This window comes from Mucilaginibacter sp. (genome assembly GCF_028288185.1).
GTDB lineage: Bacteria > Bacteroidota > Bacteroidia > Sphingobacteriales > Sphingobacteriaceae > Mucilaginibacter.
Genome location: NZ_JAQBOF010000011.1, coordinates 1 through 13,966, shown reverse-complemented (window position 1 = coordinate 13,966; position 13,966 = coordinate 1). Strand labels below are relative to the sequence as shown.

Below are 13,966 nucleotides of genomic sequence, written 5' to 3'. Positions count from 1 at the left end.
TATGATCTAAGCAAAATAATTACGCCCTTTAAGGTAAGGATTATTCGGAAACGCCGGTAATTTCGTACCGGATTTTTTTAGAGAGACTTTTTACAATCAGATCATAAGAATGATCTATCATATCGAGAAGCTGTTTACGGGTTAAAGATCCGGTCATGAAAACGGTGTTCCACATTTTTTTATTCATGTGATAGCCGGGTTGTATTTCGGTATAGCGTTCGCGCAATTCAACCGCCAGTTCGGGGTCACATTTAACATTAAAACGATCGCCCTGATCCAGGCCGGTGATCAGGAAAATTTTGCCGCCAACTTTAAAAACCAGCGTATCCTCACCAAACGGAAACCCTTCGGTAACGCCCGGTTTTGCCAGGCAATGGTCGCGCAGTTCTTCTATGTTCAACTATTAATTAATTTTTTTTGTGTACGGAATAGAGGAGCCAAAGTTTATTTTTATACCCACAATGATTTGCCGATACTGATCGGGCGAGTTGTTTTTAAACCCGCTTGGCGGGTCTTTATAGCCGTCCAAACCTTCGCCCCACGTTATGTTATGTATATAGCCAATATTAAGGCCTATAAATGGCTCGTCGAAGGCATCATATATTTTAAATTCGTATCCAAAACGGATAGGCACTATTAAATTCAAACTTTTGTTTGGGCCGGGGAAAACATAGGTGCCAACGGGGTAGCCGGTGGCGAATAAATTTGTACGTTGTATAAAGGCCATATTATTGCTGATAACGCCAATCCCGGTACCTGCATACAGATCTTTTACCAGAGTAAGAAAAAAATTTCCATCGTAATCTATGGCTTCGCCCAGGGCAAAATCGCCATGTATAATAAATGCCTTGTAGCGATTGTCGTATTGGCGGCCAGACTGATCTAACGTGGTGCTTCCGCCAGAAATTTGGCCAAATTGGAATTCGGCTCCCAGGGGCATATATGGTGTTAAATTATAATATCCAGTAATATTATATGTTTTGCCCTGGTTAGCTATCTTTAAATCGGCATAAGGCAAATTATAGCTGGCAAAAAAACCGATCCCATAACGCGAATAGTTATAACTATCCTGCGCTTTCAGGACTAATGAGGAACAACCGAGAATAAATAATAGTAAAAACTTTTTCAAAAATCAAAAATTAATCAATCTTTACGCCTGTATCTTATTAACCAAGCTAAGCATGTACCAATATAAACAAATATATGAACTTTAAACCTGCCTTAAACTATTTTGTTGCAGAAAATTTTTTACGCTATGTAAGTATTGATACGCAATCAAATCCTGAATCAAATTCATATCCATCAACCGAAAAACAAAAAAACCTGGGTAAACTTTTAGTTAATGAGTTGCTGCAAATTGGGGTAAAAGATGCACATTTGGATGAGTACGGCTATGTTTATGCAACCATACCTGCCAATACTATTAAGCCAAATGTGCCGGTAATTTGCTTTTGCTCGCACATGGATACCTCGCCCGATTGCAGTGGAAAGGATGTAAAACCCATTATCCATAAAAACTACCAGGGAGATGATATTATTTTGCCGGATGACCCATCGCAGGTATTGCGGATGAGTGAACACCCCGATTTAAAAAATCAATTGGGCAATGATATTGTAACAGCCAGCGGCACCACTTTATTGGGTGCTGATAATAAAGCCGGCGTAGCCGAAATTATGGATGCCTGTTACCAATTAATTAATCACCCCGAAATTAAACATGGCGACATCCGAATATTGTTTACTCCTGATGAAGAAATTGGACGCGGGGTTGATAAGGTTGATATTAAAAAACTTGGTGCATACGCCGGTTATACTGTAGATGGCGAAAGCGCGGGTAATATAGAAAACGAAACTTTTAGCGCCGATGGCGCTAAGCTGATCATCAACGGCATAAGTTCGCACCCAGGTTTTGCGAAAGGCAAAATGGAGAGCGCTTTAAAAATAGCCTCGATAATTGTAACCATGCTGCCCTATGAGCTATCGCCCGAAAACACAGAGGGTATGGAAGGGTTTATCCACCCGGTTGGCATAAGCGGGCATGTTGAGCAGGCCACCATTGATTTTATTATTCGCGATTTCGAGGAAGAAAACCTGGTAAGGTATGCTAACGAACTCAAAAAACTGGCGACTGAGGTTTTAGAGGACTTCCCCGGCTCGAGCTACGAGTTACAGATTAAGCAGCAATACCGTAACATGAAACAAATACTTGACCAACACCCGCAAATAGTTGAATATGGTATGGAGGCTATTAAACGTGCCGGGCTTGATGCCAAACTATGCAGTATACGCGGCGGTACAGATGGCTCAAGGCTATCGTTTATGGGATTGCCTTGCCCTAATATTTTTGCCGGCGAACACGCGTTTCATGGCAAGGAGGAATGGGTATCTGTACAGGATATGCAAAAAGCGGTTGATACCATTTTGCACTTATGCATGGTTTGGGAAGAGAAAAGTTAATATTTCTACTTTAGATCATTGCACTTATTAGCCTCATACCATTTTAACCATTCGCTTTTATTTTGGCTAAAGGTTTTAAGATCAGAATAGCCAATGACAGTTTTGTCTGTAGGGAATGATACTGGTACACGTTTCTTAATAAATTTTAAGGCCCGTAAAAACTTGCCACCTTTTATTTTTATTGATGCACTATCTTCATTTGCATGCTCAGAAACATACTGCTCTGCGATGGTTATTTTTTTAAAGAACCGTCGTTTAAACCTAGCGTTTTCTTTACATGGTTTTTCTTTCCCAGTGATGATGTAAGAAGCGCCGGTAGTTTGATCACGACTGCGTTTAACATAGCCATGGACGCTTACCTCGGCAAGTTGGTTTTGTTGCTCTTCCAATTTTATATCTGCCGTAGCCTGTCCCTGGTTAAGTTTAACTGATTGTGTGCGATAGCCTAAAGAGACAAATGTTAACGGAGAATCAATATTTGCAACAATACGGTATCTGCCGCCGGTATCAGATTGTGCAAACCCTTTCGCTAAAGTACCAATTCTTACACCCTGAATCGGAGCCCCATCTTTGTTTGTTACTTTACCCGTTATGGTAACTAAACTATTTTTTATACTAGCCCTGTTTTGAATATTTAACCCGGCAACCTTGCCCTGGAGTAATTGGTCTACATTGCCAACGGGGTTATCCTGCACTTCTTTACCTGTGATAATGTACGAAACTCCTTTTGTTTCATCAGACTTGCGTTTAACGTAGCCGCGGATTACAGTTCCCGAAGGATTTTTATTATCTGCAATTAAGTTGATATTTAGATTTTTTTGTCCGGGTTTAAGCTTTATAGTTTGTGGCACATATCCCTGGTAGGTAAATACAAGTGTTGCAGTATCATTAACCACTACGCTATATTTTCCGTTTATATCTGCCTGGGTTAACCCTTTTCCCGGTATACCAACGGTTGTTGCAGCCAGAGGTTCGCGGGTAGCAACATCCAATATTTTGCCGGTTATCATATTGGTTGTCGGGCTTGCCTTTGAACCATAAAATGATAATTGCGAACCAAAGACTGGTTTGGTAGCGGGTGCTTTGTACGTATAATTAGTATTTGTACTATCACCCGATAAACCGCGAATATTAACAGAGCCGCGCTGGCCCAGCGCGCCAAAATAATTACGCTGTGTATTTTGCCCGGCAACTTTACCCTGTAATAAATTTTCAACATTTCCTACCGGATGGTCCTGAACTTCTTTACTTATATTAATAGCCAGGTTATCCGCCACCAATTTGGTGGTATCGCGTACAATTAGGGGCAGGTCGGTCCTAGATACAGTGATTTTGTTTGCTGCAATTAGGTCCGGCGATTTTAAATCAGGTTTTTTAGACGCGATGCTCTTAACGTTCGCCTTTGCAATAGGGCTGGAAGGCTTAATGATCGTGTCCGTTTTTTTTATGCTTATATCCGGTTTTACCACATTTGCATATTGAACTTTATCCGGCACAGCCGAAAAGAACCAATAACCCGCACCAAACATAATTAGCAAGCAAGCTGCGATAGGTAAAACGCGCCACAGTAAAATACTGCGTTCTTTTTGAGATGCAATGCGGTTGGCCAATCGCTCCTTTAACTCAATTAAATTCCTTTCCTGATCTTTACCTGTAATTTCATACCCTTCCAGCGCATCCATTAAAAACGGGTCGTCTTGTGCCTCGCGCTCAACGCTGTGCATAGCACGGGCATCAAGCTGCCCTTTAAGGTACTTGCCAATTTTAGCTATGTTTGGATCTTTAGCGCTCACGGTTCTTTTCCAGGCAAATTTTTAAATTTCTTTTTCCGTTTTGGATATAGCTTTTTACTTCGTTCATGCTATACCCGGTATCATCAACAATCTCTTTATAACATTTCTCATCCATGTAAAACAACTGGATGCTTACTTTTTGTGCCGCTGGCAGTTTTTCTTTACAACGCTCTAATGCTGTTATATCTTCTTCTCTTTCGTAATTAAGATGTGCGTCATCAGCAAATTCCATAAAATCGGGTAAAGATTCCGTCTGTAGCTTTTTACCCGAACGTATTTGCATCAAACAAAAATTGCGGCTCAGTACATATAACCAGGGTTTAAATTGTTTAATATCATGCTTTGCCGCTTTGGTTATCAACTCTTCAAAAATCTGCATGACGGCATCTTTGCTCAACTCTTCATCGTGCAAATACTTTAAACAAACGCCATAGACCAGATGCATATAGTTTTCATACAAAGCCGCAAGCGATGCCAGGTTGCCCGTTTGCTTGTACTCCAGTAATAGCCCTTCATCGGCTGTATTGTTGGGTTTGCTTTGGCTTTTTAGAAAGTTCATGAAGAGCACAAAATAATTTTTTTTTATGATTTATGGAAATCTATAATAAGATGCATCATACAGGGGTAAATCCATAAATCTTAAAAATATAATTATGAGAAATTATCTGATCCTGTTGACAGCTGTCGTAAGCTTTACCGGCTTTACACCACTGGCTGCTAAAACGAGCATAATAACCATCGCTCGCCATAATAATTTAATAACAGTAACCGGTAAAATAACAGAAACCGCTACAGGCCTACCTCTGGCGGCAGCAACGGTTGGTTTGAATGGCAAATGGTTAACCCAGGCAGATATTAACGGAAAATATAGCGTAGTGGTTAATGATACTGCAACACTTGTATTTACCTACCAGGGATATGTGCCGCAAACTATAAAGCTTAAACCCGGACAAACAATACTTAATATTGGTTTAGCAAAAGATGGCAAAGCACTTAATGAGGTGGTGATTCGCGGTTATGTTAAACGTAATCGCGACCAAACTACCGGGGCGTCGTATATCATAACAGGCAAAGAAGTTCAGGACCATCCGGTAGGGAATGTAGGGCAATTACTCCAGGGCAAAGCAACCGGGCAAAACACGGGGAATAACTTTTTTGGTGCTGCTGGTAATCGTAGCTCGGTGAATGTTCGTGGGTTGTCTTATAACTCCAATGTAAGGTCTGATTATGCCTACCAGGCACCGGGAACAGAATCATATAGCCATATCTCAGAAAATCAGTTCGAGGATCCAGCTACAACTCCGCTTTCTACTTTTGCGGTTGATGTTGACGGCGCGTCATACGCCAATATTCGCCGCTTTATTAATAACGGCCAGCTACCGCCAAAAAACGCGGTACGTATTGAAGAGATGATAAACTATTTTAAATATGATCTGCCTACGCCTAAAGGAGGAGCCCCGGTTGCTATACAGACCGAGCTTTCTACCGCGCCGTGGAACCCACAGCACCAATTGGTACGCATCGGCCTAAAAGCCAAAGAAGTAAAGTTAGATAAATTGCCACCCTCAAACCTGGTGTTTTTATTAGACGTATCGGGCTCTATGGACATGACCAATAAGCTGCCTCTGGTTAAAACATCAATGAAAATGCTGGTTGACCAATTACGCCCAATTGATAATGTTGCCATTGTGGTTTATGCAGGCCAGGCGGGTGTAAAACTAGAATCGACCCCCGCTAGTCAAAAAGAAAAAATTAAGACCGTTATTGACCAGTTGTATGCCAGCGGTGGTACTGCGGGAGGCGCAGGTATTATAACCGCCTACCAAATAGCCCGGCAAAATTTTATAAAGGGAGGTAATAACCGTATCATATTAGCTACCGATGGTGATTTTAATGTTGGCCCGTCAAGCAATAAAGATATGGTACAGTTAATTGAAGATGAGCGCGGCAGCAATGTTAGTCTGTCCATACTGGGTTTTGGCATGGGTAATTATAAAGACAGCAAAATGGAGTTAATGGCCGATAAAGGACATGGTAACTATGCCTATATAGATAACATTACCGAAGCAACAAAATCAATGGTTAACGAGTTTGGCGGCACACTGTTTACTGTTGCCAAAGATGTAAAGATGCAGGTAGAATTTAACCCGGCTAAAGTACAATCTTACAGATTGTTGGGTTACGAGGATCGCCTTATGGCAAAAGAGGATTTTAATAACGATAAAAAAACAGCAGGCGATATGGGCGTGGGTCATACCGTTACCGCGCTGTATGAAATTATCCCGGCAGGTATAAAAGACGGTTTTAGCACAAGTGTTGATCCGTTGAAATATCAAAAACCGGATAAGAAAGCCAACGCCAATAACACATCGTCAGAAGTGATGACCATCAAATTCAGGTACAAAGAACCAGATGGGGATATAAGCAAAATGGAATCTGTAGTGGTAGCGGATAAGCCACTTGACCTGAAGAAAACATCTGATGATTTTAAGTTTGCCGTCGCAGTAGCCGAATATGGCTTATTGCTGCGCGATTCGCAGTTTAAGCAAAACGCCAATTTCGAGCAATTGATAACTATGGCTAAAAAAGCCAAAGGAAATGATGAGGATGGCTACCGTGCAGAATTTATCCGCCTTGCCGAAAGCACTAAGAATATGATGAAGACAACAGAAGTTACGGCTGTTAACTATCAAAAATAGATCATCAGCCTAACTGTTAAAGAATTTATACCTAAACCTTGTTAGCCGGTGAGCGAAATATCTCCCGGCTAATTTATATTATCCTTGCTCGTTCAGCATGTGCAGGGTCATGCGTTCAAATTCGGTAATAAAGTCTATGTAATGTTGGCCAGTACCCGGGCCGCTAAAGCCGGTATGTATTTTACGTACGTTGCCTTTTTTATCAATAATAATAGTTGTTGGGAAACCTAATACTTTTGCCATCATGGGTAGACTTTTAGCCGGGTCGCCGTTAATTGGCGTATAACCGGTTATCAATAGCGGATAGGGGATATTAAACCTGTTTTGTAATTGCTTTACTGTTCGTTGCGATTTTGCAAAATCTTTTGTGCGCTCATAAGCCAGGCCAATCACCTCAACACCTTTTGGGTGAAACCTTTTATAATAATCAACCATATAAGCGGTCTCGTCCATACAGTTAGGGCACCATGAGCCTAGTATCTGTACAATAACAACTTTGTTTTTAAAGCGACTATCGGTTAAAGAAACTTTACGGCCGTTAACATCTTTAAAAGTAAAAGCCAGTTTTTTATACCCCGGTTTAAGTTCGGTAAGCGAGTAAGCATCAGGTAGTTTGGCATTGGCATTTTTTACGCCGCTCCAATCATCAACACTAGTTAAACCTGCATAAAATTTACCGTTAACTATTTTGTTTCCATTGATAGTAGCGGTAAATAAATAATCATGACCGCCATCAAAACAAGATAGATATAATTTGTTACCGCTAACAACGCCTTCCAGATAACGATAATCGCCGGTGGTTGATAGAAATGTGCCGGTAAGTTTGGAGCCAACCTGTTTAAACTCTCCTACTGTTGGATCTATTTTAGGCGCTTTGCCAAAAGGCACGGCCCATTTGCCGGTAATATTAAACGCGGGTTCTTGCAGGGTTTTAAAGCGCCAGGTAGTATTAGGTGTGGCCATAAAAGCCATCGACACAAACTTATCGCCCAGATTTTTGGTCCAACGGCCAACCAGGTTACCGGCAACATGCTTTAACCTAAACTCCGAATCGAACAAAGGCATACGTATAAAAACAGAGTCGCCCTTATATTTTATATCGGTTACTTTAATGCGTTCGGTGCCATTAATTACAGCTAATTGCGTTTGGCGGCCAACGGTGCTTATCTCGAAATTAAAAGGGATCTCAACGCCTTTGGCTGTTTTGGTTACGCCGCGCCATACCCCTGCTTTAAGAGTTGTTTGCGCATAGGTAAATGGCAACGATAAAGTAAGAGCGAGTATAGTTAGCAGCGATCTGATTTTCATTTGGATAAATTTGATGTTTATCAAAATTAAATAAAAATCAGCTGGTTATTTCAATACCTCGCGGGATATGACAATTCGTTGAATTTCTGAAGTGCCCTCATATATCTGGGTTATTTTGGCATCGCGCATTAAACGTTCAACATGATACTCTTTTACAAAGCCATAGCCGCCATGAATTTGTACGGCCTCTATGGTGGTTTTCATAGCTGTTTGCGATGCATATAGCTTAGCCATAGAGCTGGCTTGTGCGTATGGCAGATCATTATCTTTTAACCAGGCGGCCTTTAAACATAATAGTCGCGAAGCTTCAATTTCAGTAGCCATATCCGCCAGTTTAAATTGTATGGCTTGCAGGTCGGCCAGGGTTTTACCAAATGCCTTGCGCTCTTGCGAGTAAGCCAGCGCCAATTCATACGCGCCCGATGCTATGCCCAGCGCCTGTGCAGCAATGCCAATGCGTCCGCCTTCCAAAGTGTTCATGGCAAACTTAAACCCAAATCCTTCTTCGCCAATGCGGTTTTCTTTAGGTACTTTAACATCGCTAAAATGTAACGAATGTGTATCAGACCCACGAATCCCCATTTTGTTTTCTTTGGCACCTACGGTAAATCCTTTCATACCTTTTTCTACTATCAACACGTTTATACCGTGGTGGCGTTTGCTGGCATTGGTTTGTGCCATTACCAAATAGGTTGATGCGGTACCGCCATTGGTTATCCAGTTTTTTGTACCGTTAAGCAGATAATGATCGCCCATATCAATTGCCGTAGTGGCTTGTGCCGTAGCATCGGACCCAGCCTCGGGTTCTGATAAACAGAAAGCGCCAATTACGTCGCCTTTGGCTAAGGGTATAAGATATTTTTGTTTTTGGGCCTCGTTAGCATATTTCTCTAACCCGTAACAAACCAATGAGTTGTTTACTGATACAACAACTGATGCAGAGGCATCGATTTTTGAAAGCTCTTCCATTACCAATACATAAGATATGGAATCCATACCGCTACCGCCGTATTGCGGCGAAACCATCATGCCTAAAAACCCAAGTTCGCCCATCATTTTCACTTGTTCGGCTGGGAATTTTTGATGCTCATCGCGCTCAATTACTCCAGGCTTTAGCTCTGTTTGAGCAAAATCGCGCGCTGCCTGGCGTATCATTAATTGTTCTTCGGATAGTTCAAAATACATATGCAAGGGAAAAAGTAAATATATAATTATTATGCATGCATAGCAAAAAATTAAGTCAAAAAAAAGAGAGCTCTTTTGAAGCTCCCTTTCCCCTAATTAATTTAAACTATTGATTAAACCCAAAACAAAGAACAAAAAACCCCAGCTTGGGTGTCTGAGAATTCACTTATACGTTTGTGCCTACATAAAGTTTCACAGGTAGATGCAGGGCGCTTTGATATAGCAAATGTATTGCCATTAGGCCATAGGAACAATGACTTATTCGTCTGAATTTAAAAATAAAATTCCGTAAAATTTATACTATTTTAGCATTATAAAAGTTAGCTTTTGTTTTCTGATATAAAACCATAATTACCGCCATATCATGTTATTGACTGATTTTGAATATCTTGACAACTCTGACAATGCCTTTAAGCGCAAAATTTCACTACAGATAAAAAGGCTGAGAAGGCAGAACCAAGTAACCCAGGAGAAATTTTATTCTGATACAAACATTAATATTGCAAGGCTTGAATCGGGTAAAATTGATATCCGTATAGAGACCTTACGCAAGGTTTGTTATTATTTTGATGTTTCTTTATCTGGGTTTTTTAGAGGGATCTATTAAAACGGGGTTGGTTCGTTGTATAAAAGGTGTGCATTTTTCCGTTATTGTATACAGTTTCGTGCTTTTTTAAATACAGAATAAAGTATTATACTATAACTTTAAATAGAACAAATATATGTTAGGACGCTAGAAATGTGCATTTTAATATTTTTTTTAAAAAATAGCTTGTGTAATAAAAAATGAAGGGTATATTTGCCATCCCAAACGGAGTGGTAGTTCAGCTGGTTAGAATACATGCCTGTCACGCATGGGGTCGCGGGTTCGAGTCCCGTCCATTCCGCTAAAAGAGCCTCAACGCTCTTTAAAACGCTTAAATCAAAATGGTTTAAGCGTTTTTTTTTGCTCAAAAAATCGCAAAACTACTCAGGTTTTATGACTCACCCAGGTGACCTATTCGGCGGCCTGTTTCTAAACACTAATTTAGCCACAAATTGACGTTAACTAAGTGGTATTCAATTAGTTAATGCCATAAATTTTGAGTTAAAAACACCTCAAAACTACGCAGGATTCTGGCTTATTGGAACCGTGAAATTCGGGCGATATCAACCCGTCTCAAATGACCTCATCGGTTAGGGTCCGAGGGTTCGGGACCATTTGGGACCGGGTGAATTTTCTGCCAAAAAGTGACCATTTCGGTGACCTATTTGGCAGACAGGATTTAGGTCACCGAATTACAAGGTAAACAGTTGGTTTTAAGGCACTTAATATGACAAAAATGGCCTCAAAAGGGCTCATTTGAACTCAAAATTAATGCAGTTAAACAATTTAAAATCAAACGTGGTATGAAAAGCACACAAAGGTTCTCAGTTCTCATCTGGGCTGACAAAAGAAAAACAGATGCAAAAGGTAATGTTCCCCTCTATGCAAGAATTACTTATCTGGGCAAAAGGGCGGAAATTTCAATGGGCCGTAAAGTCGATCCCGGCAAATGGGACCCGGAGGCGGGTTTGGTAAAAGGCTCCGGGCAGGAAGTAAAGCAAATCAACAAGGAAATCATTACGGTTAACAATGACGTCTATATGGCCTTCCATGATCTCAAGCAATCCGATGATTTTATCACCGTGGAAAAAATCAAGCAGCGGTACGCTGGCGAGGATGCTCCTCAGCGGATGTTGCTGGAAGTGTTTGATGAGCATAATAAAAGCGTCGAAGAACTGGTAGGGAAAGACTTTGTAAAAGCCACGCTGACCAAGTATAATACTGTCCGGTCAAAAACAGCAGATTATATCCAGCACAGATTTAAAAAACCGGACATCTACCTGGAGTCTATTGACTATGCGTTCGTCACAGGATTTGAAATGTACCTAAAGACCGAAGATGGTATTGAACACAATACCGCTATGCGGTATATGAAGAATCTTAAAAAAGTTGTTAACCTGGCGTTCAACCATGGGTGGATCAGGACGAATCCATTTAATCTGTTCAAGTGTACTTATAAAAAAGTTCATCGTGAAGAATTGGAATGGAACGAAATACATCAACTCGCCAACCATCCATTTACGATCAAGCGACTGGAAGAAGTCAGGGATACCTTTTTATTTTGCTGCTACACGGGTTATGCTTTTGTCGATGTGGTAAAGCTTACGCCGCAGCATATCTTCATTGGAAAAGACAAAGTTGCCTGGATCAAAACACAACGGACTAAAACGTATGTGACCGCCAACGTTCCGCTAATCCCCCAGGCCATGGAACTTATTGAAAAATATAAGGACCATGAGTGCAGAACCGTACTGAATAAACTGTTCCCGGTCAAAAGTAACCAGAAGATGAACGCTTATCTAAAAGAGATCGGTGACCTTGCCAGCATTGCCAAAGTTTTAACCACGCACATTGCCCGCCATAAATTCGCAACTACGGTAACGCTGGAGAATGATGTTCCGCTTGAAACAGTCAGTAAAATGCTTGGACATACTAAATTGACAACTACTCAAATTTATGCGAAGATGAAAGACAAAAAAGTTAACCGCGATATGCACGCTTTAAAGACGAGATTAAAGGAGCAGGAAGAAATTGTAGAAGGCGAATTAGCAGAGGAGGAATTAGCATGAATTTGAATGAATCAATTATCAACGATATTCAGTCGATCATAAATACAGCCAGAGAATCAGCTGTACGCGCTGTAGACCATGAACGGGTGGTTATGTATTGGCATATAGGTAAACGCATTTTCGAAGAGGAGCAACATGGTAAGGAAAGAGCAATTTACGGGGAACGCCTCATTGGCTATCTATCGGAGCAGTTACAGCCACAATTTGGCAGCGGATTTTCGACAAGAAATTTAAATATGTTCAGGCAGTTTTTTCGCTGCTTTCCAATTGTGCACGCACTGCGTGCACAATTGAGCTGGACACACTATCGATCTCTATTAAGTATAGATGTAGCCGAAAAAAGAGGGTTTTATATAGGAGAGACCATAAAAAATAATTGGACAGCAAGGCAGTTGGAAAGACAAATAGGAAGCCAGCTTTATGAACGGCTGCTTCTAAGTAAGGACAAGGAAACTGTGCTTTCAGTCGCGAGAAATGAGAAGCAACCGGCAGAACCAAAAGATATCATCAAAGATCCCTTGGTACTTGAATTTTTAGGTTTGAAGCCAGAGGCTGCCTACTACGAGAAAGATCTTGAATCTGCGCTGATCAAGCATCTCCAAGAGTTCATGCTGGAGTTGGGCAATGGCTTTTCATTTGTAGCAAGGCAAAAACGTATCCATCTTGATGGGGATGATTTTTTTGTTGACCTGGTATTTTATAACCGATTGCTGCAATGCTTTGTTATCATCGAACTAAAAACCCACAAGATAACACATGGAGACCTGGGCCAATTGCAGATGTACGTTAATTATTATGATCGGGTTGAGAAATTAGCTCATGAAAGTCCTACGGTTGGAATTTTGCTCTGCCTGGAAAAAAACGATACAGTTGTAAAGTTTACTCTTCCGGAAAACAGCAATGTTTTTGCAAGCAAATATCAGCTTTACCTACCTACTGCAGAGCAATTATCCAGGGAGATTCACAATGAAATCCTTAAACAAAAGGATACGGAGAATGAATAAATGAATTGGGCACACACCGTGTGCCCAATTCATTTACACCAATATTCATTGGATTTTGACGTCACAGATTGTGATTTCAAAATTATAACCAGCCAAAAAAACGTCGATCCATTTTCCCTATTTCAGTCTGATAACAATTATCACATTGTGAACGCAGTGTGTTCACAATGTCCAAAGTCATGCCTCAGTTATGCAGACACTGTCTGCACAATTAAAACTTATAGTTCATTTTCATTGTTTGATCCCCATTGTGTACGCACCGCGTACACAATGGGATTTTTCTCGACATTTTGAATTGTGCCCGCACTGCGGGCACAATTTGATGAAGTACTATGGCATCCAACGTCAATTTATTATATTGATTGTTTACGGTGGCCATCGCCGAGTATTATGTATTTGATAAATGGACTGACTTATGCGACTCTCGAAGCGGTACTATATCCGCGATAGCAAGAAAACCAATCAAGCAGTAATCATTGTCGATATTTAATCAAGCTAAACGGCTTGGACTCTTAAATTTTAATTGTGTACGCATTGCGTACACAATTAAAAAAACCTGTATCCGACTCGGATAAACTCGGATTAAATCTGATGCTGTTTAAAGCAAATTTGTATCAGGTTACTGGTTTCACAGAAAATCAATGCCTTATAATAACTGAAATGAACTACAATTAAAATAAAGCTATGGCAGCAGAAATTATCACTAAAGAAGATCTACAGGAATTTGGAAATAACCTGTTAAATCAAATCAGGGGATTATTAGGTCAAACCCTTCAAGAACCTAAAAGATGGCTAAAAACATACCAGGTAAAGAATCTCTTAAAAATATCAGATAATACCTTGCAAACCTTAAGAGATAACGGCA

General features: G+C 40.6%; 11 protein-coding genes and 1 tRNA gene. 6 read left to right on the top strand and 6 right to left on the bottom strand.

Translation table 11 applies throughout. The features are described from left to right. Positions 1-40: 40 nt before the first annotated feature. Both JWQ34_RS04940 and JWQ34_RS04935 read right to left on the bottom strand, forming a co-directional pair. Entirely contained in the window at positions 41-400 is a 360-nt protein-coding gene (locus JWQ34_RS04940; protein WP_299354762.1) for an MmcQ/YjbR family DNA-binding protein, read from the bottom strand. A 3-nt stretch (positions 401-403) separates the two neighbouring features. Beyond that, entirely contained in the window at positions 404-1,129 is a 726-nt protein-coding gene (locus JWQ34_RS04935) for a hypothetical protein (protein WP_299354759.1), read from the bottom strand. Between the two features lie 74 nt (positions 1,130-1,203). Here JWQ34_RS04935 and pepT point away from each other — a divergent pair, with 74 nt between their 5' ends. Then, positions 1,204-2,457: a peptidase T gene (pepT, locus tag JWQ34_RS04930; protein WP_299354756.1), complete on the top strand. Its 1,254-nt coding sequence runs from the start codon at positions 1,204-1,206 to the stop codon at positions 2,455-2,457. A 5-nt stretch (positions 2,458-2,462) separates the two neighbouring features. On the opposite strand, the gene JWQ34_RS04925 is transcribed toward pepT, so the two are convergent. Both JWQ34_RS04925 and JWQ34_RS04920 read right to left on the bottom strand, forming a co-directional pair. Continuing rightward, on the bottom strand, positions 2,463-4,250 hold the full coding sequence (locus JWQ34_RS04925; protein ID WP_299354753.1) for a carboxypeptidase-like regulatory domain-containing protein: 1,788 nt from the start codon (positions 4,248-4,250) through the stop codon (positions 2,463-2,465). Then, the gene (locus JWQ34_RS04920; RefSeq protein ID WP_299354750.1) at positions 4,240-4,809 is read right to left on the bottom strand and encodes a sigma-70 family RNA polymerase sigma factor; all 570 of its coding nucleotides are present in this window, start codon (positions 4,807-4,809) and stop codon (positions 4,240-4,242) included. Before JWQ34_RS04920 ends, JWQ34_RS04925 begins: the two co-directional genes overlap by 11 nt. Before the next feature lie 94 nt (positions 4,810-4,903). On the opposite strand from JWQ34_RS04920, the gene JWQ34_RS04915 reads away from it, so the two are divergent. Further along, a complete protein-coding gene (locus tag JWQ34_RS04915) occupies positions 4,904-6,949 on the top strand; it encodes a VWA domain-containing protein (protein WP_299354747.1) in 2,046 nt (681 codons plus the stop codon). Positions 6,950-7,027: 78 nt separating this feature from the next. On the opposite strand, the gene JWQ34_RS04910 is transcribed toward JWQ34_RS04915, so the two are convergent. Together JWQ34_RS04910 and JWQ34_RS04905 are read right to left on the bottom strand one after the other, a co-directional pair. Continuing rightward, complete coding sequence (locus tag JWQ34_RS04910; RefSeq protein WP_299354744.1) at positions 7,028-8,257, bottom strand: TlpA disulfide reductase family protein; 1,230 nt, start codon at positions 8,255-8,257, stop codon at positions 7,028-7,030. Positions 8,258-8,302: 45 nt separating this feature from the next. Further along, entirely contained in the window at positions 8,303-9,442 is a 1,140-nt protein-coding gene (locus tag JWQ34_RS04905; RefSeq protein ID WP_299354741.1) for an acyl-CoA dehydrogenase, read from the bottom strand. Between the two features lie 813 nt (positions 9,443-10,255). Here JWQ34_RS04905 and JWQ34_RS04900 point away from each other — a divergent pair. The 4 genes from JWQ34_RS04900 to JWQ34_RS04885 all read left to right on the top strand — a co-directional run. Beyond that, positions 10,256-10,329, top strand: a tRNA-Asp gene (locus tag JWQ34_RS04900). Positions 10,330-10,831: 502 nt separating this feature from the next. Beyond that, positions 10,832-12,097, top strand: a complete 1,266-nt coding sequence (locus tag JWQ34_RS04895; RefSeq protein ID WP_299354738.1) for a site-specific integrase — start codon at positions 10,832-10,834, stop codon at positions 12,095-12,097. Beyond that, positions 12,094-13,101, top strand: coding sequence for a PDDEXK nuclease domain-containing protein (locus JWQ34_RS04890; protein ID WP_299354735.1), 1,008 nt, complete (start codon positions 12,094-12,096; stop codon positions 13,099-13,101). The genes JWQ34_RS04895 and JWQ34_RS04890 overlap by 4 nt, the downstream gene beginning before the upstream one ends. Before the next feature lie 684 nt (positions 13,102-13,785). Further along, positions 13,786-13,966, top strand: a 181-nt coding sequence (locus JWQ34_RS04885) for a DNA-binding protein (RefSeq protein WP_299354733.1), incomplete at its 3' end; no start/stop codon positions are given.